Genomic DNA, 21,027 nt, shown 5'->3' on the forward strand with positions numbered 1-21,027 from the left:
CGGGAAAAAGAGGAAAACGCCTGCCGGAGCTGCCCGTATGCTCGGAGCCGGAGGAACCCGAGGAGACATGACGGAAACCGCACAGAACATGCCCCTGCTGCTGGCCGGAGCCAAGCGCTGGTTCGACGACGCGCTGATGGCGAGCATGCGGGCAGCGGGCGAGCAGCCGCTGAGCAGCGCCCAGGGCCAGGTCCTCGCCCTCCTGGACACGGAGGGCACCACGGTCGCCGAGCTCGCCCGCCGCCTCGGCGTCACCCGTCAGACCGCCCACCAGGCCGTGCACGGCATGGTGGGACTGGGATTGCTGGAACAGGTGCCGGACCCCACCTCGGCACGCAACCGCCTGATCCGCATCACCGCGGAGGGCACCCGCGTCCACCAACGCGCCCAGGCCACCCTCGACGTCATCGAGAACGTCCTTGCCGACCGCATCGGCGCCGCGCCGGCCACGGCACTGCGCGCCGCCCTGACCCTGCCGCGCGGCGAGCCGCCGGTCGTGGAGGCCCCGTGAACAGACGACGACACAAGAAGCTGTCCCGCCGTCTCGTCGACGCCGCGCTGGTCGGCGACATCGCGGGGGTGAGAGCGGCGCTGCGGGCCGGAGCGCCGGCCGAGACGGCCGACACCGCGGGCACCACGCCTCTCTACCTGGCCTCCGTGAGCGGAGCCGCCGACATCGTCCGCCTGCTGCTGGCGGCCGGCGCCTCCCCCGACACCGAGAGCGGGATCGGCTCCGAGGGCACGCCCCTGTGCGGGGCGTCCTGCTGGGGTCACACCGAGGCGGTACGCGCCCTCCTCGAACACGGCGCCGACCCGAACCTCCGCGAGGACCACGGCACCGGCTGGTCCCCGCTGGAGTGGGCGATGAAGGGACCGCATCCCGAGACAGTCGACCTGCTGACCGCCGCGGGGGCGCGCGGCCCCCGCTGAGGCGCGTCAGGTCGGTCAGACCAGTGAGGTCGCCGGACACGGCGGACACGGCGGACACGGCGGACCTCACTGGCCGTTCCGCTCGGCTTCCCTGATCCGCTCCGGCGTCCGGCCCTCACGCCGGCTCCCGCGGAAACCGGTCGCCCGGGGTGGCCGTCGCCCTCCGCCGGAGCCACCGGTCCGGTCCGTGGTCGGGTCCGTGGTCGGGTCCGGCCCGGCCGGGCCGGACCCCGGCGACGGTGGCCTCGGTCCTGCTCAACCGTGCACCCTCCTATCCGTGCCCCCTGCTATCCGTGCACCCCGGCGCCCTCTGCGACGGCGTCCGGCTCGGCCGCGCGGGCGAGGAGTCCGTCACGCGCGAGAGCGTCGGCACGGGTCGACGGCACCGTGCAGGCGTGCGCGCCGGCGATGGCTCCGTAGCGCGCGCAGCGCAGCGGGTCCTCGCCCTCCAGCCAGCCGAGCAGGAAGCCGGAGGCGAAGGCGTCGCCCGCCCCGTTGGAGTCCACCACCGGAGCGGGGGGAGCGACGGCGGGTACGTGGCTGAGGTCGCCGTCGACGAGCAGGTACGCGCCCTCGGCCCCGGCGGTGGCCACGACGATCCGGGCCCGGCCGCGCGCGGCGATGTCCCGCATGGTGTGCTCCGGGTCGGCCAGGGCGGTGGTGGACAGGAAGACCAGGTCCGCGGCGAGCGCGAACGGCTCGTGGTACGGATTGACGCCGTCCCAGTCGTGCAGGTCCGTCGAGAGGGTGACCCCGGACTCGCGCAGCGCCGGCAGGGCGTACGCGCACGGGTGCGTGATCACCACGTGGGCGTGGCGGCTCGCGGCGGCGAGGGCACGCACCGTGACCTCGGGCAGCCGGTCGGTCTCCTGGCTGCGGGTGTTGTCGTACAGGGAAAGCCGCCGCCCGTCCGGACCGACCAGGTTGACCGCGCGCTTGGTGCCCGCCGCGGAGTGCACCTCGGTGAAGGGGATCCCCCGGTCCCGGTGCAGCGCGCGCACCAGGTCACCCTCGGGGTCGGCACCGACGACGTCGATGTGGTGGGTGCGCAGCCCCAGGGCGCTCACGCCGAGCGCGACGAAGTCCCCGCTCTGGCCCGCCCGGGTCACGATGCCCGGCTGGATCATGTAGCTGTCGGCGTAGGGGAGCGGCAGCTCCGGGACGTGGACGATGGTGTCCACGCCCGCGCCGCCCAGGACGAGGACGTCGGTCTCAATGGCCATGGGAGTCGGCTCGTTCCTCTCGCTCGGATGTCGTGAGTCAAGCAGCCGTCCGCCCGGTCGGCAATGACCTTCTGAAAGTTTCCGCAAGTTATTGCGGCTCGAACCAGTCCCAGACCGGACCGACCGTCACCTCCCGCGGACTGGGGCGGTGACGGTCAGGGTCACAGGCCGGCCAGCAGGCGCCCGGTGTAGCCGACCATCACGGTCCAGAACAGGCCCGTGTAGCCCCGCTCGCCGATGCCGGTGTTGAAACGTCTGCCGAGGAACGTCGCGACGAACATCAGCGGCACGCACATCAGGGCGACAAGGTAGTCCCGACCCGTCAGCAGTGCGGCATCCGTCCAGACGGCGGTCTTCGTGACGTCCCCGACGAGTGAGGCCAGGGAGAGCGCGCCGACGAGGTGGAGGCGGTCCAGAACCAGTCCGCGGACCGCGAGGCCCTTCAGGGGGCCGGACGTACCGCTGAATCCGGACGTCGCACCCGAGGCGAAGGCCAGCAGCGGGGAGCCGGCCCGCCGCCAGCGGGTCAGATCGAACGTCTCCGCCAGGAACGCGGCGGCGAAGCTCGCGATGACCGCGAGCGTCACGGCCCGTTCCGGGGCGGAGACGAGCAACTTGGCCCCCAGGAAGGCCCCCGCGGCGACCAGCAGGATCACGACCGCGGCCTTGCGGAAGGGAAGCGTCGTCCGGTAGGCGAAGACCTTCACCAGGTTGTTGGCGGCGAGGAGGAGGGCCGCCAGCGCCACCCCGGACTTGGTGCCGAGAACCAGCGCCAGCGTGGGGACGAGAATCAGACTGCCCCCGAACCCGGCCGAGGCGGACAGGAGGAACGCGGCCGCCACCGCGAGGAACACGACCGGAATCAGAAGCGGCTCCATCGCGTCTCGCCTTACGGGATCGTCGACAGGTCGATCTGGAACATCCCTCGGCCGTGGGTCACGCAGACGAGCACCTCGTCCATCCAGAACAGGTCGTCGACCGAGCAGTTGGTCGGGCCCTCGTTCGTCGGCGACCAGTTCGCCCCGGCGTTCTCGCTGGCGAACAGGCCCACCTCGGTGCCGCAGTAGAGCAGGTCCGTCCGCCGCGGGTGCACTGCCAGGGCCCGGATCGGCGCGCGCGGCAGAGCGGTGGCGAGGTCGGTCCAGGCGGCACCGGCGTCCGTGGTCACCCACAGGTTGCCACGCTCGTATCCGCCGAAGGTGACGTAGGCGGTGTCCGGGTCCGTCGGGTGCACGGTGATGCCGGTGCAGAAGCGCCGTGGCTCCAGCGGACTCGGCCCCGTCGCGCCCACGCGCGCCCAGGTCGGCGTCGGCGCGGTGCCGTTGGCGGTGCGGAAGACCATGCCGTTCTCGTGGCCCACCCACACCACGTCCGAGTTGCCGCGCGCCACCGCGATCGCGCTGATCAACGCGCCGGCGCCGGGCTTGATCGCCCGCCAGGACGGTCCGTCGGCAGGAGTGTTGGGCTGCTTGGCGTTGTCGGTCCGCCACAGCGACGCGCCGCCTGCCAGGATCCGGTTCTCGTCGTTGGGATCGAGCACGAACGGTGCGATGAAGAGCGCGTTCTCGTTCTTCGCGTCCGGGATACGGAAGGGCACCTGCTTCCAGGACCAGTCGCGCGTCGCGAAGTTGAAGAACTGGCCGCTGATGTAGCGGTCGCCCTGCGTGTCGTCGCTGGTGGCGCCGTCGGTGTTGCGGTGGATGTTGAGGAAGACGTACTCGCCGTAGAACACGTCGGGGTCGGTGGGGTCGGAGGCGCACCAGCCGCCGTCACCGCCGAAGAACTCGCGCCAGTCCTGGGTGCCGAGGGCGGGGTCGAAGACGAGCGAGCCGTTGTCCTGCGCGCCGCCGATGATCTTCCCGCTGCCGGAGTGGCCGGCCCCTGCGTAGAACTGCGTCACGCCGTAGTCGTTCACCAGCTCGGTCCACCCGTTCACGAACGGGGGCTCCGGCTCGGTTCCGACCGTCGCCAGGTCGTCCGCCCTGAACACACCGCCGTCGTTGCCGAAGAACACCGTGCGGTTGGTGACCCCGTCGTACGAGGGGTGCGCGACGATCGCGTGCTGGTCGGCGTGGACCGAGGTGGGCTCCCACCAGGTGCTGATCTCGGCCAGATGGTCGCCGCCGTCGGTGCTGCGGTACAGGTCGATGCCGCCGACGACCACCAGGTCGGCGTCGGTCGGGTCCCCGGCCCAGACGGCGTTGTCGTACCAGCCCTGACCGCCGAGGTAGTCCGACGGCAGGCCGTCCGGGGTCAGCGTCTGCCTCCGCGTGTAGGACGCGCCGCCGTCCTGCGACCGCCAGATCTGGCCGGTGGTCATCTGGACCGACGCGTAGACGATGTCCGGGTCCTTCGCCGCGTACGCGAGCTCGACCCGGCCGCTCCACGGGCCGCCGGTCGCGAGGTCCCACGTGAGACCCCCGTCCCGGCTGAACCAGGCCGCGCCGGCGCCCAGCGCCCCGGCGACCGCCTTGTCGCTGTCCAGCGGATCGAATCGGACGTCACCGAGCGGGTGGCCGAGCACCTTGGTCCAGGTGGCCCGCGCGGGGTCGGCGCTGCGGAAGAGCCCGGTGGAGGTGGCCGCGAGGACGACCGCGCCGTCCCGCGACACCGCGATCCGGCTCACGAACTGGAAGTCCGGGGTCTGGGTGGCCGTGATGGGGGCCCAGGCGACCGCGTCGGTGGTGCGGAAGATGCCGTTGCCCCGGATCGCGTCGAGGTTGTGGAAGGCCTCGCCCGTCCCCACGTACATCGTGGCCGCGTCGGACGGGTCCACGGCGATGCAGCCGCAGGAGAGGTTCTCCAGGAAGTCGTCGACCGGTGCCCATTGGGCACCGCCGTCCTCGGTGTGCCACACCCCGCCGCCGGCGCTCACGGCCCAGATGCTGTCCGGGTCGGCCGGGTCGATCACGATGCCGCGGGTCCGTCCGCCGATGTTCCCCGGGCCGAGCCACACCCAGTTGGACAGTTGCATGCCGGCCGTCGGTGCCGGTCCGGCCCGGCGAGTCCGGCCGTTCGGACCGGTCGGCACACCGGCGGTCATGGGCGGCGCCTCGCGACCCAGCAGGCTCTCCACCTGCACGTAGGCCTCGCCCAGACCGTGCGGCCGGACGTTCCCGTCGTCACTGCGCTCCTGCTTGACCCGGAAGAGCCCGCGGGCGGTGGGCAGGTCGGGGAAGTCGAGGCGCAGCAGGGCCCGTCGTACCGCGGTCTCGGGCAGGGCCGCGAGCGTCTCGTTCGTCGTGCCCCGGAAACGGCACAGCGCCTGCACCTGCGCGACGCTGATGTTCTTCGACTGGGCGACTTCTTCGGTTGAGATGGCCATGATGGCACCCCCGATCGGGGTGGGATGGTGCGGTGGGGACGAGAGAGCGTCTAGGGCCGGAGCCTGGGCGCCCGCCTCGGGGTCGCGCGGTCCAGTTCCACCTCCCAAGCGAGCGTGCCGGTGCGGGGATCAACGGCTCTGAGGACGACGGCGCCGGAGTCGGGGCGGAGGAGGAGGTCCATGCGTCTGTCGCCGACCAGGCTCCGGTCCAGTACGGCGGACTGCCGGTCGGAAGCCGCCGGAGGTGCGGGGGCCGGCACCTCGGCGTCGGCCGTCTCCGGGAGCGCCTCTGCCTCCGCCCCGGCTTCCGCCCAGGTCCCCGCTCCGGCTTCCGCCCACGCCTCGGCCCCGGCCTCCGCCTCGGGGAGCACTTCCAGCGAAGGGGTGCCGGCCAGAGTGACCCTCACTGCTCCGTGCGCCACGCGCCGGGACTCCTCCAGGACGCGTGCGCTCGGTGCGGCACCCCCGCGGTACCAGGTCCGGGCGACCCAGCGGAGCACCACGGTGTCGTCGGCCACGTCGGTCCGCAGGGTGAAGGCGCGGGTGTCGTCGAGGGTGCAACGCGCCCACGGCGGCAGGCCGACGGGCTCCGAGGTCCAGCGGTCCTCGCCGGTCGCGGCGTCGAGCACCACGACCACGAGCGTCGGCGACGGGCTGATCCTCAGGGTCACGACGGAAACGGCGAGCAGTGCGCACGGTCGCAGACTGGGCGCGTGGCGCCACAGCAGGGCGCCGGTCTCCAGGTCCAGCGCCATCAGCGCACCTTCGTGATCGTGCACGACGGCCTGCCGGCCGCGCGCATCGGCCACGCCACGCGGAACTCTCGCCATCCGGACCCCCAGGTGGGCATCGCAGGAACGCGGATGCTGTGTCACGGGCCGGGACGTGAGGCGTGCGGGCCGCCCGACGCGACCGAGTGCGACCGAGGACGCAGGCCCGGCCGTGGGGCGCCGCAGTGCACTTTCATCGTCCCTCCGACCGGGGAGGGCGGCAAATGGATCTGCCCTGCCGTCCCGTCGGTTGACGCATACACCATCCGGGCGGGACACCCGCGTGTGTCCGCGTGTGTCCGCGTGTGTCCGTGCGCCTCCCGACGCCGGCGCCGCGCTCTCCGCCCGCTTCAGCGTGGTGCGCGCACCGCGCTCGCTGCCGAGCCCGATCGTCGTGACCCGCTGACTCCGGTCGAGCACGCCGGTCCCCGACCGGTCCCGAGAATGACCAAGGGCCGGTTTCGGATGCTTCCGAAACCGGCCCTGATCTGCGACTGTCTCCAGTCGGGACGACAGGATTTGAACCTGCGACCCCTTGACCCCCAGTCAAGTGCGCTACCAAGCTGCGCCACGTCCCGGCGTACTCACACGCGGCGAACCGCGCGATCACGCGTAGAGAACTTTACCCCACCCACCGGGCCACTCCTACGCGGGCACGGGCGAGGGACAATCGGCCCATGGACAGCCCTGCCGACAGCCCCCGACACAGCGCAGACCCGCTCCGCCCGGTGGACGCGCGCGACCGCGACGGCGAGGGGCGCGCTCGTAACGCCCGGCCCCGGGACGGGCTCGGACGCCCCCTGCCGTACGGCGCGGACGGCGTCCCCCGCCAGCCGGAAGGCGTCGTGCGCGCCCCCGGGGAGACGGTCGCCGAGGCGCAGCGGCTGCTGGACGCGGGGCGGCCGTTCCACGCGCACGAGGTCTTCGAGGACGCCTGGAAGTCGGGCCCCGAGGAGGAACGGGAGCTGTGGCGGGGGATGGCCCAGCTGGCCGTGGGGCTCACGCACGCGGCCCGCGGCAACGTCACCGGCGGGGCGAGGCTGCTGCGGCGCGGGGCCGGGGCGGTGACGGAGTGGGCGGCTTCGGCGTCCGGGCAGGACCGCCCTCACGGGATGGATCTGGGGCGGATCGCCGGGTGGGCCCGGGAGCTGGCGCAGGACGTGGAGGGCGGCGCGCCCGTGGACGCGGGAGCGCGGGCGCCTCGGCTGCGGGGCTGAGATCCGCCGGCCGCGGGATCGGGGAGAGCCCGGCCCCGGGATTGAGGGGAGCCCCGGCCACAGGGCTGGGGAGAGCCCGGCCGGGGCGTTGTCAGTGGCGTACGGCAGACTCGTGGCGTGCGGAAGATTCATGTGATCGGTATCGGCGCGGGCGACCCCGACCAGCTGACCCTGCAGGCGGTCCGGGCGCTGCGGAGCACGGACGTGTTCTTCGTCCTGGACAAGGGCGAGGTGAAGTCCGACCTGGTGCGGCTGCGCCTCGACATGCTGGAGACGCACATACCGGAGGGGACGTACCGGATCGTCGAGGCACGCGACCCCGAGCGGGACCGGAGCGCGGGCGGCACGGCGTACTCCCCCGCCGTCGAGGACTGGCGCAGCGCCCGTGCCGGCATCTACGAGCGGCTGATCGCCGAGGAACTGGGCGAGGACCAGAGCGGCGCGTTCCTGGTGTGGGGCGACCCGGCGCTGTACGACAGCACGCTGGGCATCCTGGAGGAGATCACGGAGCGCGGCGCGGTGGCGTTCGAGTACGACGTCGTGCCGGGTATCAGCAGCGTCTCCTCGCTCGTCGCCCGGCACCGCACCGGGCTGAACAGGGTGGCGCGCCCGGTGCAGATCACCACCGGGCGCCGGCTCTCGGAGGGCTTCCCGGAGGGCGTGGACGACGTCGTGGTGATGCTCGACGCCCACCAGGCCTTCCGGCAGTACGCGGATCAGGACATCGACATCTACTGGGGCGCCTACCTGGGCACCCCCGACGAGATCCTCGCCTCCGGTCCGATCGCCGAGGCCGCGCCCCGCATCGAGCGGCTGCGCGCACAGGCGCGGGAGCGCAAGGGCTGGATCATGGACACGTATCTGCTGCGGCGCAACCCCGGCGACGGCTGACCGGACCGGCTCACCGAACCGGCTGACCAGCCGGTCCGGTGGCTGCACCCGGGCGGACCGCCCCCGCATGCGTGGCCGGTGCACCGGTGTGATCGTGACCGTGTGACAGTCGCCGAGGAAACGCCACGGGCCGCCGCCGCCCAGCCGCCCGTGCTGGACAGGCGCCGCCGCAACGTCGTCTTCGTCACGATCATGCTGGGCATGCTGCTGGCGGCCCTGGACCAGACCATCGTCGGCACCGCGCTGCCGACGATCGTGTCGGACCTGGGCGGCGGCGAGCACATGTCGTGGGTGGTGACCTCGTACCTGCTCGCGGAGACCGTGGCGACGGTGCTGGTCGGCAAGTTCGGCGACATGTTCGGCCGGAAGGTCGTCTTCCAGGTCTCGGCGATCGTGTTCATCACGGGCTCGTTCCTGTGCGGGCTGGCCACGACCATGCCGCTGCTGATCATCTGGCGGGCGATGCAGGGCATCGGCGCGGGCGGGCTGATGGTCACGTCGATGGCACTGATCGCGGACGTCATCCCGCTGCGGGAGCGCGGCAAGTACCAGGGCGCCATCGGCGCGGTGTTCGGGGTGGCGACCGTCATCGGGCCGTTGCTGGGCGGGCTGTTCACCGACCACCTGTCCTGGCGCTGGGCGTTCTACGTCAACGTGCCCATCGCGATCGTCGTCGTCATCGCCGCCGCCCGCACCATCCCGGTGGTGAAGTCGGCCGCCCGGCCCGTCGTCGACTATCTGGGCATCGCACTGGTCGCGGTCGGCGCGAGCGCACTGATCCTGGCGACGAGCTGGGGCGGCAACGAGTACGCGTGGGGCTCGGCAGTCATCATCGGCCTGTTCGCCGGAGGGCTGATCGCACTCGGGCTGTTCTGCTGGGTGGAGACCCGGGCGGACGAACCGATGCTGCCGATGCGGCTGTTCCGCGACCCGGTGTTCACGGTCTGCTCGGTCCTCAGCTTCATCGTCGGCTTCGCGATGCTCGGCGCGCTGACGTATCTGCCGACCTACCTGCAGTACGTCGACGGCGACTCGGCCACCGTCTCGGGCGTCCGGACACTGCCGATGGTGGCCGGACTGCTGATCGCGTCGGTCTTCAGCGGCAGCGTGGTCAGCAGGACGGGGCGGTACCGGCTGTTCCCGATCGTGGGCACCCTGGTGATGGGCGTCGGCCTGTATCTGATGTCGCTCATGGACCCGTCCACGGGCGCCTGGCTGGAGTCGCTGTACATGTTCGTGCTCGGCACGGGCATCGGCCTGTCCATGCAGGTGCTGACCATCGCCGTGCAGAACACCGTCGACTACGCCGACCTCGGCACCGCGACCTCCGGCGTCACCTTCTTCCGCACGCTGGGCAGCTCCTTCGGCACCGCGGTCTTCGGCACGATCTACGCCAACGCGCTCGGCCCCAACCTGCGGGACGGCGTCACTGCCGCCGCGGAGACCGGAGCCGCCGACCCAGACGTGATCAGCGGCGCGGCGACCAGTCCGGAGGGCGTGCACCGGCTGCCGCCGGACGCGTCGGCGCCGGTCATCGGCGCGTACGCGGACACCATCCAGACCGTGTTCCTGTGGACGGTGCCGGTCGCGGCGCTCGGCTTCCTCGTAGCCCTGTTCCTCAAGCAGGTCCAGCTGCGGGACAGCGCCCGCATGGGCTCCACCGACATGGGCGAGGGCTTCGCCTCACCGCACGACGCCAGCAGCAGACGGGCGCTGGAGGCCGCCGTCGGCAGGATCATCGGCAGTACGGAGCTGGACACCGCCCGCCGGATCATCGCGGACAGCGACACCCGGCTCGACATCGCCGGCGCCTGGGCCGTCATGCAGGTCGAGCTGTTCACCCGGCTGGTCGGGCACGCCAGCCTCGGCCTGATCGCCGCCCGCCGCCGGATGCCGCCGGAGGTCCTGCTGCCGGTCTTCGACCGCATGGTCGAGGAGGGCTTCCTGACCCGTCACGGCTCCCTGCTCTCCCACACGGACGCGGGCGCCCGCGAGGCGCTGGTCATCGGACGGGCCTGGACCGCCTGGCTGGAGGACCGGGTGGAGCAGGACGTCGGCCGCCCCTCGGACGCGGAACTGCGCGCCGCGCTCGACTCCATCGCGAAGCGCCTGCTGGTCGAGGACCTGGGCAACGGCCTGCCGGGCCGCGTGCGGCAGCCGGTCACGGTCCGCTGACACCCGGCCGGTCACTCACCCGCGGCTCTCGTGCGCGCTGCGACCCGGACCGGTCACCGTCCACTGTGGCCCGGACCCCGGTCACGGCCCAGTGCGGCCCGGACCCCGGTCATGGTCCGCTGAGGCCCCGGCCGGTCACCGTCCGCCGGTTCCGAGCGGTCACGGACACGGTCACGGTCCGCCGAGGCCCAGACGCTCCAGTACCGCCGGCACGTCGGGCACCACCCGCACACCCTCCGGCAGCGGGGGCCTGCGAACCACCACCACCGGCAGCACCAGCTCGCGGGCAGCCGTGAGCTTGGCCGCGGTGGCCGCTCCCCCGCTGTCCTTGGTCACCAGGACGTCGATGCGGTGATCGCGCAGGAGGGCCGTCTCGTCGGCCACCGTGAACGGGCCGCGGGCCAGCACGACACGGGTGTCCGGCGGGAGGGGCGGCTCGGGGGGCTCCACCGAGCGAACGACGAAGTGGAGGCCGGTCAGGTGCGCGAAGGCGGCCAGACCCAGGCGGCCGGTGGTCAGGAACACGCGGCGGCCGAGGCTCGGGAGCCGGTCGGCCGCCTCGGCGAGGGAGGCGACCGGATGCCAGTGGTCACCGGGGCCGGCCTGCCAGCCGGGGCGGCGCAGGATCACCGCGGGGACGCCGGTGGCCGCCGCGGCGCGGACCGCGTTCGCCGTGATGGTCCCGGCGAAGGGGTGGGTCGCGTCGACGAGGGCGTCCACGTGCTGCTCGCGCAGCCAGGCGGCCAGTCCTTCCGGTCCGCCGAAGCCGCCGGTCCGCACGTCACCGGCGAGGGGGCCCGGCCGGGTCACGCGTCCCGCGAGGGAGGTGGTGACGCGGACACCGGGACACGCGGTCAGGTCGGCGGCCAGCCGACGGGCCTCGGTGGTGCCGCCGAGGATCAGCACGTGGCGGGACGGGCGGGACGGGCGGGACGGGGACGAGCGGGACGGGGACGGCAGCGGGCTGGACGACGGGACCGGACAGGACATGCGTCGAGACTACGGGCCGTCAGTGCACCAGGAGCTGGAGGCCCCCCACCACCGTCGCCGCGATCACCAACCGCTCGAACAGGCGCTGGTTGATCCGGTTCACAGCCCATTTGCCGATGAACGCACCGGGCACCACGAACACCACGAGTGCGGCGTCGAGGACCAGCGAGTGGCCGTCGATCAGGCCGAGGCCGGCGCTGAAGGGCAGCTTGGAGACGTTGACGATCAGGAAGAAGAAGGCCGACGTGCCCAGGAATCCCAGCTTCCGGAAGCCCGCGGAGAGCAGGTACATCGACATCACCGGGCCGCCCGCGTTGGCGACCATCGTGGTGAAACCGCCGAGGACGCCGTACGAGCGGGCCTTCACCCGGCCGGCCCGCGACATCGTCCCGTCCGGCTGTTCGGCCGGCTGCCCGGCCGCGTCGGCCTGCCGTCGGCGCCACACCGTCACCCCGGCCATGAGCAGCAGGATCACGCCGATCGAGGTCCGTACGAGCGCGTCGTTCGCCCACACCAGGAACACGGTGCCGGCGGCCACGCCGGCCCCCACGGCCGGAAACAGCCGCCACAGCGTGGGCCAGTGCGCGTGGCGCCGGTACGTGAGGACGGCCAGGACGTCACCCGCGATCAGGACCGGCAGCAGGATGCCGGTGGAGGCACGGGCGGGCAGGATCGCCGCGAAGATCGCGAGACTGACCGTGTTGGCCCCGCTCACGGCGGTCTTGGAGAAGCCGACGAGGAAGGCGGCGAGGGCGAGGGCGGCGAACTCCCAGCCGGTGAGGTGCCAGTGCGTCATGATGTCCATTGCGGGCACTGATGCTATGCGGCACCCGACCGACGCCGTAAGCACCGTCTCGCCAAGTGGCCCCTTAGCCGACCGCGTACCGCACCCGCAGCTCCCGCTTCAGCACCTTCATGCTCGGGCCCAGCGGCAGCGCGTCCGTGAACTCCACGCGGCGCGGGTACTTGTACCTGCCGAGGTACTGCTTGGACCACTCGGTGACCTCGGCGGCGTCCGGCGTCGCACCGGGGGCGGGGACGACGACGGCGCACACCTCCTCGCCGTGCAGTTCGTCCGGGAGGCCGATGACGGCGACCTGCGCGACGCCGGGGTGGCGCATCAGCACCTCCTCGACCTCGCGCGGATAGACGTTGTAACCGCCGCGGATGATGATGTCCTTCTTCCGGTCGACGATCCTGAGGAACCCCTCGTCGTCCTTGGTGCCGAGGTCCCCGGTGCGGAACCAGCCGTCGACGAGCGCCTCGGCGGTGGCCTCGGGCCGGCCCAGGTAGCCGGAGAAGACGTTGTGGCCGCGCACGACGACCTCACCCAGCTCACCGGGCGGCAGCAGCTCGATGCCGTCCTCGGCCTCCGCGCGGGCGATCTCGACGTCCACGCCCCACAGCGGGTGGCCGATCGTGCCGGGTTTGGCACCGAACACCGGCTGGTTCACGGCCGCCGCCGGGGAGGTCTCCGACAGCCCGTACCCCTCGTAGATCCTGGCGCCGAAGGCCTCCTCGAACCGCTCCAGCACGGCGACCGGCAGCGAGGCGCCGCCGGAGACGCACACCCGCAGGCCGGGCAGGGCGTCGGCCCCGGCCGCCGCGGCGGCGAGTGCGACGAACATGGTCGGCACCCCGTGGAAGGTGTTGACCTTCTCCCTCACCATCAGTTCGATCGCGCGCGCCGCGTCGAAGCGCGGCAGCAGGACGAGGGTGGCACCCGCCCGCCAGGTGGAGTTCAGGGAGACGGTCTGGCCGAAGGCGTGGAACAGCGGGAGCGCGCCGAGCGCGACGTCGTCGGGCCGGATGTCGTTGGCGTCGAAGGCGTTGACGGTCGCGTTCATCACCAGGTTGAAGTGGCTGAGCACCGCGCCCTTGGGGACGCCCGTGGTGCCGCTGGTGTAGAAGACGACGGCCGGGTCGTCGGCGTCGCGGGTGACGTACGAGGGCAGCGGCTCGGCGTCGGCCGCGAGCTTGTCGAACTCGTCGCCGAGGGTGATCACCCGGACGCCCGCCTCCCGCGCCGCGGCCGCCCCGGTCTCCGCCTGCGCCGGGTGGCACAGCAGCAGCGTGGCGCCGCTGTCGCGCAGGACGTGCTCGACCTCGGCGGGTGACAGCAGCAGGTGAACCGGTACGACGACGCCACCGGTCGCGGCGATCGCGTAGTAGGCCACGGGGAAGTCGGCGGTGTTCGGCGCCATCAGCGCGACCCGGTCCCCCGGCCGGACGCCCAGGCCGGTGAGGGCGCCGGCCCGGGCCCGGGCCCGCTGCCACACCTCGGCGAAGGTGAGCCGCAGGTCGCCCTCGACCAGTGCCTCCTTGTCGGGACGGCGTCGGGCGTTCTCGGCGAGTACGGCGGCGACGGAGAGGGTTGCCATGGGGTGTTGCTCCGTTTCCTTGCTGCGGCTCTGCGGAGGGTGGGTGGTGTGCGGCTGGCCGGTCCCCCGTGCGGTTCGGCCAGTCCCTGGTGCGGTTCGGCCAGTCCCTGGTGCCGTTCAGCCAGTCCCTAGTGCCGTTCGACGAGGACCGCGCTGCCCTGCCCCACGCCGACGCACATCGTGGCGAGCCCGCGGGCCGCTCCCGTGCGGCGCATGCGGTGGAGCAGGGTGGTCAGGATGCGGGCGCCGGAGCAGCCGAGCGGGTGGCCGAGCGCGATGGCACCTCCGCTGGGGTTGACCAGGTCCGGGTCGATGCCCAGCTGATCCACGCAGGCGAGGGCCTGGGCGGCGAACGCCTCGTTGAACTCGGCCTCCGCGAGGTCGCCGACGTTCCAGCCGGCCCGGGCGAGGACCCTGCGGGTCGCGGGGACGGGGCCGATGCCCATGACGTCCGGGTGGACGCCCGCCGAGCCGCCGGCGACGTAGCGGCCGAGGGACTCCAGGCCCAGGTCGTCGAGGGCCTCCTCGCTGACCAGCAGGAGTCCGGCGGCGCCGTCGTTCATCGGGGAGGCGTTGCCCGCGGTGACCGTGCCGCCGGGGCGGAAGACGGGCTTCAGGCGGCCCAGCTTCTCCAGGGACGTGTCCTCGCGGACGCACTCGTCGGTGTCGACGACCACGCCGTCGGGACGCTCGACGGGGAGCAGCTCGTCGGTGAAATGCCCGTTTTTGCGGGCCTCGGCGGCCAGCCGGTGGCTGCGCAGGGCGAACGCGTCCTGGCGTTCGCGCGGGACGCCGTACCGCTCGGCGACCTCCTCGGCGGTCTCTCCCATGGCCAGCAGGCCGTGCAGGTCCTTCATCGCCGGATTGACCAGGCGCCAGCCGAGTCTGGTGTCGGCGGTCTCGATGCGGTGCGGCAGGGCCTCGTCGGGGCGGGGCAGCACGAAGGGGGCGCGGCTCATCGACTCCGAGCCGCCCGCGAGGACGATGTCGGCCTCGCCGGCGGCGATGGTGCGGGCGGCGGTGGTCACGGCCTCCAGACCGGAGGCGCAGAGCCGGTTCACCGTGGCGCCGGGCACGGACTCGGGCAGGCCGGCGAGCAGGGCGGCCATGCGGGCGACGTTGCGGTTGTCCTCGCCCGCCTGGTTGGCGGCGCCCCAGTAGACGTCGTCGACGCGGGCGGGGTCGAGCGCGGGCACGTCGGCGACCAGGCCCCGGATCACGGTGGCGGCGAGGTCGTCGGGCCGCACGGTGGACAGGGCGCCGCGGAGCTTGCCGATCGGGGTGCGGCGGGCGGCCGCGAAGTGGACGGGACGCACGGGGGACTCCTGACCGTCACTCGGTCGCCGGGCGGCGAGCGAACACTTAATTAGCACTGCTAGTTTTGGACTATAGACCTCCGGGCGGCTCCCTGGGAAGATCCCCCGGTGACCTTCACCGACGCCAGCCGGAGGAGACATGACCGAGCCCCGCGAACACGTCCTGACCGGAACCCGGGGACGCCTCACCACCCGCGAGTGGCCCGCCGAGCGGCCCACGTATGTGGCGCTGCTGGTACACGGCTACGGCGAGCACATCGGCCGCTACGAAGAGGTGGCCGGCGTCCTGACGGAGCACGGTGCGGCCGTGTACGGCGCCGACCACACCGGACACGGGCGGTCGGACGGCGAGCGGGTGCTGATCGAGGACTTCGAGGACGTGGTCACCGACGTGCACGCCGTGGCCGAGCGGGCCCGCACGGCCCACCCGGACCTCCCGGTGGTCATGGTCGGGCATTCCATGGGCGGCCTGATCGCCTCCCGCTACGCCCAGCGCCACCCCGGCACGCTGACCGCGCTGGTGCTGTCCGGACCGGTCATCGGCGACTGGGAGCTGCCGCGCCGGCTCCTCGCCCTGGACGAGATCCCCGACACCCCGATCAGCCCCGCCTCGCTCTCCCGGGACCCGGCGGTCGGGGCGGCGTACGCGGCGGACCCGCTGGTGTGGCACGGCCCCATGAAACGGCCGACGGCCCAGGCGTTCGTACGGACCCTGGACACCGTGACCAAGGAAGGCGACGTCGGCCGGCTGCCGCTGCTGTGGGCGCACGGCGACGACGACCGGCTGGTACCGCTGCCCGGCAGCCGCGTCGGCGTCGAGCGGCTCAGCGGCGGAGACCTGACCGAGCGGATCTATCCGGGAGCCCGGCACGAGATCTTCAACGAGACGAACCGCGCGGAGGTGTTCGCCGACGTCACCCGCTTCCTGGACGGCGTGCTCGCCCGCTGACCGGCCGGGGCGTTCACCCCGGCGCCCGGCCGGAGCGTTTGCCCCCGGTGCCCCATGGGCACCCGCGCCCCCATGGAGTGGTTGCGCCGCGCCGCCCGTGTGGATGCGGAACCCCCACTGTTCCTCCCGGTGGGCCGGCAGGACCGGCCCGGCGGGACACCGAGGCCACCGAGCGTCCGCGCCCGTTGCCCGGTGCGCACCCGGTGCCGGGGCCCGCCCCGGTCCGGGGCAGACGTCGGGCATCCGGGAAGGCGCCGACGCGGACGAGCGCGTCGCCCCGCTCCGTACGACCGCGCAGTACGCACATACGCACGACGAAAAGAGGGGCACCTCATGGCCGACGCCCTCGAACTCGACGCGCTGTGGGAGGACTTCCACCGCGTCGTGAACATGACCTCCGCGGAACTCTCGGACTGGCTGCGGGTACGCGACTCCGGCGAACTGACCGAGCCGGTGCCGGACGACGCCGGCTCGCCGCTCGGTCAGCACGTCCTCGCGATCCTGCAGAAGCGGCGCACGGACCTGACGGAGGACGACCTCCGGGCGATGCGCAAGGTCGTGGACCTCGTGACGTCGCAGACCGACCTGGAGAACGAGCCCCGGGCCGAGGACACCCGGCTGCGGCACCGGCTGATGACGGTCGGCCACGACCCGCTGAAACCGTAGCCGTGAGCCGTGACCAGCGGAGCGTCGTACGGGAACTCGTCGGCGCCCACGGGCGGACGTACGCCGAGGAGGCGGGCATCCGGCTGAAGGACACCCCGCAGCCGCTGTACCGGCTGCTGGTCCTCGCCCATCTGCTGAGCGCCCGCATCCGCGGCTCGGTCGCCGTGGCCGCCGCCCGCGCCCTGAGCGAGGCGGGGCTGCGCGACCCGCGCCGCATGGCCGACGCCGACTGGCAGGAGCGGGTGGACGCGCTGGGCCGGGGCGGCTACCGGCGCTACGACGAGCGCACGGCCGCCCAACTCGGCGAGGCCGCCGAACTGCTGACCGAGCGATGGGGCGGTGACCTGCGGCGACTGCGCGAGGAGGCGGACGGCGAGGTGCCCGAAGTGCGCCGTCTGCTCCAGGAGTTCCCCGGAGTGGGCCCGACGGGCGCGGACATCTTCCTGCGCGAGGTCCAGGGCGTCTGGCCGGAGGTGGCCCCCTATCTGGACCGCAAGGCCCTCCAAGGCGCGGAACGCCTCGGCCTGCCCGCGGACCCGGACCGGCTCGTCTCCCTGGCCGGGACGACGGAGCCCGCCGTCCTCGCGGCCGCGCTGGTACGCGCGGCGGTGGACAAGGAGGTCGGCCGGGACACCCTCGACCGCGCCGGCTGAACGCACCCACCACGGGACCGGCCCCCGACGGCCGCGACGCACTCGCGGGCGCCGGCCCCGTCGGCGGAAACAGCGCCGCACCCCCGGACACCTGCACGAGCACACTCCACATGACCGACACCGCCTTCGCCCCGACGGCACGGCGGCTTTGGTCACGAACACCCCAACTTGTCATGGTCACGATACGATCACGCCAGTCCTCCGGCTTGGCGAGCCGATCTTGAGCCTGATAGAGATTCGGGTCTGGCCGTCGTCCACCGTGTGGGAGCGGTGACATCGCCGGGGGGGCTTTTCCGAGGTCCGGTCATGCCGGACCTTTTCGCACGCGACTCTTCACGCTTCCGCCCGTGTTCGCACGGGCGCGCCCTTCCGCGGTTCCACCTGCCTCCACGCACACGGGCGGCGGGGAACCGACGAAGAGGGAGTGTGCATGGGCAGAACCGCCCGCGAGAAGGCGTTCAGATGGGGGACGGCGACCGCGGCCGCCCTGGCCACGGTCGTCACCATGGCACCGATGTCGTACGCCGGCGCGGCGGACGAGCCGACCCCGCAGCGGGTCGGCGGCGCTCCGAAGATCCCGGCGGGAGCGGTGCGCGCGGCGGACCCGGCGGCGGGTCAGGCGCTCGATCTCAGCGTGGTCCTGGAGCCGCGCGACCCGGCGGCGCTGAACCGATTCCTCGCCGAGGTCTCCGACCCTGGATCCCCGAACTACCGCAAGTACCTCGGCACGGGCGAGTTCGCGGGCCGCTTCGGCGCGTCGCCGCAGACTGTCGCCCAGGTCCGCGCGGAGCTCGCGGCCCGGGGGCTCGAGGTCGGCACGCTGGAGCCCGACGGTCTCACCCTGCCCGTGCACGCGACGGTCGGCAAGGCCGCCGAGGCCTTCGCGACCGACTTCGACGGCTACCGGCTCAAGGACGGCGGGACCGGGTTCACCAACACCCGCGCCCCGCGGTTCGCCGGCGAGATCGCCGGTGACGTCCGGGCGGTGGTCGGCCTGAGCACGCTCGCGGGCTACGTACCGCGCAACTCCGGCGCCAAGGGCCCGGCCCGGCTGCAGACGGCCCCGGACGGCGCCCGCCAGCCCCGGCTGACCGGCACCACCGGCACGATGTGCGCCGACATCAAGAACCTGTACGGGACCGCCTCGGACGGCTCCCCGGCCGCGTACGACAAGCAGGACTACTGGAGCGCCCGGTCGCTGGCGGCCGCGTACAACATGGCGGACCAGCCCAACGTGCAGACAGGCACCACCGTCGCCGTCTACTCGCTGGAGAACTACGACCTGCGCGACATCAACAGTTACCAGGCCTGCCACGGCACCAAGGCCTCGGTCAGCTCCGTGCGGGTCAACGGCGGCCCCTCCGAGCCGTCCGGCATCGACACCGGTGTCGGCATGGAGACCGCGCTGGACGTGCAGACCGTCATCGGTCTCGTCCCGCAGGCCAAGGTCCTCGTCTACCAGGGCGAGAACACCTGGGACGACGCCACGGCCGTGCTGCGCCGGATCGTCACCGACAACCGCGCCAAGGTCGTCTCGATCAGCTGGGGCCTGTGCGAGGCGAACACGCCCACCGAGGTGATGGACGCCGAGAACCTGCTCTACCAGCAGGCCGCCGCGCAGGGCCAGACCGTCGTCGCCGCCTCCGGCGACAGCGGCTCCACGGGCTGCTACAACCCGTACTACGACGCGCCCAACGCCGACCGGCTGGTCACCGACTGGCCGTCGAGCTCGCCGTACGTCCTCGGGGTCGGCGGCACCACCATGCGCGGAGCCGTCACCGGCCAGACCACCTGGACCGGCTCGGGCGGCGGCGTCTCCCAGCGCGCCAAGCTCGCCTCCGGCAGCTTCCAGAACCGAACCGGTACCGGCTACGCCAACGTCTGCGCCGCCGGCTCGGGCGAGACCTGCCGTCAGGTCCCGGACGTGTCCGCGGTCGGCGACCCGGCCACCGGCTACCCGGTCGCCTTCGGTCGCACCAGCACCGGCGGGCAGTACTGGCACATCATCGGCGGCACCAGCGGCGCCGCTCCGGTGTGGGCCGCGCTGATGGCGCAGGCCGACCAGGACCTCGCCTGCCAGGCCAACGGCACCGTCGGCCACGCGCACAACGCGCTGTACCGGCTGCCGGCCACCGCGTTCCGGGACGTCACCACCGGCAACAACAACCTGACCGAGTCCGGCAACCACAGCGGCCAGTACCTGGCCGGCACCGGCTACGACCTCGCCACCGGCCTCGGCACGCCCAACGGCCGCGAGATCGTCAAGGGTCTGTGCGCCGCCGTCCCGCGCTCCGCGGCCAGTACGTTCAACGCGCTGACCCCGACCCGCGTCCTGGACACCCGCTACGGCCTCGGCCGCGCCGGCACCTCCCCGGTCGCCGCGAACGGCACGGTCAACCTGAAGGTGACCGGCGCCGGCGGCGTCCCGGCCACCGGTGTCACCGCGGTCGTCGTCAACGTCACCGCCGCCTCGCCCACCGCGACCGGCCACCTCATCGCCTACCCGAGCGGCACCACCCGCCCCCAGTCGTCGAACATGAACTGGCTCAAGGGCGAGATCATCCCGAACCTGGTGACCGTCCCCGTCGGCAAGGACGGCTCGGTCAGCCTGTTCAACGCCTCCAGCGGCACCGTCCACTTCGTCGCGGACGTCGCCGGCTACTACTCCACCGAAGCCGGCGGCGGCACCTACCTGCCCAAGGGTCCGTCCCGCGTCCTCGACACCCGTAACGCCATCGGCGTGTCCACCAGGACGCCCGTCGCGGGCAGGGGCACCGTCTCCCTGAAGGTCGCGGGCGCCGGCGGCGTGCCGGCCGCGGGGGCGACCGCCGTGGTCCTCAACATCACCGCCACCGCACCGGCCTCCACCGGCCACCTGATCGCCTACCCGAACGGCGCCACCCGCACGGAGTCGTCGAACATCAACTGGCTCAAGGGGCAGACCCGTCCGAACATGGTCGTGCTGCCCATCGGCACCGACGGCAAGGTGAACCTGTTCAACGCCGGTTACGGCACCGTCCACTTCGTCGCGGACGTCGCCGGCTACTTCACGGCCGACACGACGGGCTCGTCCTTCCACACCGCGGGCCCGAGCAGACTGCTCGACACCCGCTACGCCCTCGGCACCGCCCGCAACACCCCGGTGCCCGGCGGCGCCACGCTGGTGCTGAACGTCGACGACGGCCACACCCTGGCGAAGGCCAAGGCCGTGGTCCTCAACGTCACCGTCACCGCCCCGACGTCCAGCGGCTTCCTGACCGTCTGGCCCGACGGGACCGCGCTGCCCAACGCCTCCAGCGTCAACTGGGTCAAGGGCCAGACCGTGGCCAACCTGGTGACCGTACCGGTCGTCAACGGAAAGATCGACTTCCGTCCGAACGCCGGCAGCGTGCATGTGATCGCCGACCTGTTCGGCTACTACATGTAGCGCCTCGGCGCACAGCCCAGGGCAAGGGCCCTGTCCTCGCCACCCTTCCGGCGGCGGGGACAGGGCCCTTGTCGTGGCCGGCCGGGCACCGCGACCGGTGGTCGCGCCGTCACC

The 21,027-nt window shown here is 72.8% G+C and carries 17 protein-coding genes and 1 tRNA gene; 9 read left to right on the forward strand and 9 right to left on the reverse strand.

Going from position 1 to position 21,027, the window contains the following annotated elements; genetic code table 11:
* Positions 1 to 67 precede the first annotated feature (67 nt).
* Positions 68 to 511 (forward strand): MarR family winged helix-turn-helix transcriptional regulator, encoded by a 444-nt coding sequence (locus ACP4J0_RS09460; protein WP_426598177.1) that lies wholly within the window; start codon positions 68 to 70, stop codon positions 509 to 511.
* Entirely contained in the window at positions 508 to 930 is a 423-nt protein-coding gene (locus ACP4J0_RS09465; RefSeq protein WP_426598178.1) for an ankyrin repeat domain-containing protein, read from the forward strand. Before ACP4J0_RS09460 ends, ACP4J0_RS09465 begins: the two co-directional genes overlap by 4 nt.
* Positions 931 to 1,217: 287 nt before the next feature.
* On the opposite strand, the gene ACP4J0_RS09470 is transcribed toward ACP4J0_RS09465, so the two are convergent.
* The 5 genes from ACP4J0_RS09470 to ACP4J0_RS09490 all read right to left on the reverse strand — a co-directional run bounded on the left by ACP4J0_RS09470 (position 1,218) and on the right by ACP4J0_RS09490 (position 6,826).
* Positions 1,218 to 2,153, reverse strand: a complete 936-nt coding sequence (locus ACP4J0_RS09470; protein ID WP_426598179.1) for an adenosine kinase — start codon at positions 2,151 to 2,153, stop codon at positions 1,218 to 1,220.
* Between the two features lie 161 nt (positions 2,154 to 2,314).
* Entirely contained in the window at positions 2,315 to 3,031 is a 717-nt protein-coding gene (locus tag ACP4J0_RS09475) for a TSUP family transporter (RefSeq protein WP_426598180.1), read from the reverse strand.
* Positions 3,032 to 3,042: 11 nt separating this feature from the next.
* Positions 3,043 to 5,478: a WD40/YVTN/BNR-like repeat-containing protein gene (locus ACP4J0_RS09480; protein WP_426598181.1), complete on the reverse strand. Its 2,436-nt coding sequence runs from the start codon at positions 5,476 to 5,478 to the stop codon at positions 3,043 to 3,045.
* Between the two features lie 50 nt (positions 5,479 to 5,528).
* Positions 5,529 to 6,287, reverse strand: a complete 759-nt coding sequence (locus ACP4J0_RS09485) for a hypothetical protein (protein ID WP_426598182.1) — start codon at positions 6,285 to 6,287, stop codon at positions 5,529 to 5,531.
* 465 nt (positions 6,288 to 6,752) lie between these two features.
* A tRNA-Pro gene (locus ACP4J0_RS09490) sits at positions 6,753 to 6,826 on the reverse strand.
* Between the two features lie 99 nt (positions 6,827 to 6,925).
* On the opposite strand from ACP4J0_RS09490, the gene ACP4J0_RS09495 reads away from it, so the two are divergent.
* The 3 genes from ACP4J0_RS09495 (at position 6,926) to ACP4J0_RS09505 (ending at position 10,531) form a co-directional block, all read left to right on the forward strand.
* Positions 6,926 to 7,465: a DUF309 domain-containing protein gene (locus ACP4J0_RS09495; protein WP_426598183.1), complete on the forward strand. Its 540-nt coding sequence runs from the start codon at positions 6,926 to 6,928 to the stop codon at positions 7,463 to 7,465.
* Positions 7,466 to 7,582: 117 nt separating this feature from the next.
* A complete protein-coding gene (cobF, locus tag ACP4J0_RS09500; RefSeq protein ID WP_426598184.1) occupies positions 7,583 to 8,356 on the forward strand; it encodes a precorrin-6A synthase (deacetylating) in 774 nt (257 codons plus the stop codon).
* A gap of 102 nt (positions 8,357 to 8,458) precedes the next feature.
* A complete protein-coding gene (locus tag ACP4J0_RS09505; protein ID WP_426598185.1) occupies positions 8,459 to 10,531 on the forward strand; it encodes an MDR family MFS transporter in 2,073 nt (690 codons plus the stop codon).
* A gap of 171 nt (positions 10,532 to 10,702) precedes the next feature.
* On the opposite strand, the gene ACP4J0_RS09510 is transcribed toward ACP4J0_RS09505, so the two are convergent.
* From ACP4J0_RS09510 to ACP4J0_RS09525, 4 genes are all read right to left on the reverse strand, one after another.
* Positions 10,703 to 11,521 (reverse strand): cobalt-precorrin-6A reductase, encoded by an 819-nt coding sequence (locus tag ACP4J0_RS09510; protein ID WP_426598186.1) that lies wholly within the window; start codon positions 11,519 to 11,521, stop codon positions 10,703 to 10,705.
* 19 nt (positions 11,522 to 11,540) lie between these two features.
* On the reverse strand, positions 11,541 to 12,326 hold the full coding sequence (locus ACP4J0_RS09515) for a sulfite exporter TauE/SafE family protein (RefSeq protein ID WP_426598187.1): 786 nt from the start codon (positions 12,324 to 12,326) through the stop codon (positions 11,541 to 11,543).
* Between the two features lie 64 nt (positions 12,327 to 12,390).
* Positions 12,391 to 13,902: a long-chain-fatty-acid--CoA ligase gene (locus tag ACP4J0_RS09520; RefSeq protein ID WP_426598188.1), complete on the reverse strand. Its 1,512-nt coding sequence runs from the start codon at positions 13,900 to 13,902 to the stop codon at positions 12,391 to 12,393.
* A 128-nt stretch (positions 13,903 to 14,030) separates the two neighbouring features.
* Positions 14,031 to 15,218, reverse strand: coding sequence for a thiolase family protein (locus ACP4J0_RS09525; RefSeq protein WP_426598189.1), 1,188 nt, complete (start codon positions 15,216 to 15,218; stop codon positions 14,031 to 14,033).
* A gap of 139 nt (positions 15,219 to 15,357) precedes the next feature.
* Between ACP4J0_RS09525 and ACP4J0_RS09530 the strand changes: the two genes are divergently transcribed.
* From ACP4J0_RS09530 to ACP4J0_RS09545, 4 genes are all read left to right on the forward strand, one after another.
* A complete protein-coding gene (locus ACP4J0_RS09530) occupies positions 15,358 to 16,167 on the forward strand; it encodes an alpha/beta hydrolase (RefSeq protein ID WP_426598190.1) in 810 nt (269 codons plus the stop codon).
* Between the two features lie 333 nt (positions 16,168 to 16,500).
* On the forward strand, positions 16,501 to 16,833 hold the full coding sequence (locus tag ACP4J0_RS09535; RefSeq protein WP_426598191.1) for a DUF3140 domain-containing protein: 333 nt from the start codon (positions 16,501 to 16,503) through the stop codon (positions 16,831 to 16,833).
* A gap of 2 nt (positions 16,834 to 16,835) precedes the next feature.
* Complete coding sequence (locus tag ACP4J0_RS09540; RefSeq protein ID WP_426598192.1) at positions 16,836 to 17,486, forward strand: endonuclease; 651 nt, start codon at positions 16,836 to 16,838, stop codon at positions 17,484 to 17,486.
* A gap of 430 nt (positions 17,487 to 17,916) precedes the next feature.
* Entirely contained in the window at positions 17,917 to 20,913 is a 2,997-nt protein-coding gene (locus ACP4J0_RS09545; protein WP_426598193.1) for a S53 family peptidase, read from the forward strand.
* The last annotated feature ends 114 nt before the right edge of the window (positions 20,914 to 21,027 follow it).

Source organism: Streptomyces sp. WG7 (assembly GCF_049975785.1).
Taxonomy (GTDB): Bacteria; Actinomycetota; Actinomycetes; order Streptomycetales; family Streptomycetaceae; genus Streptomyces.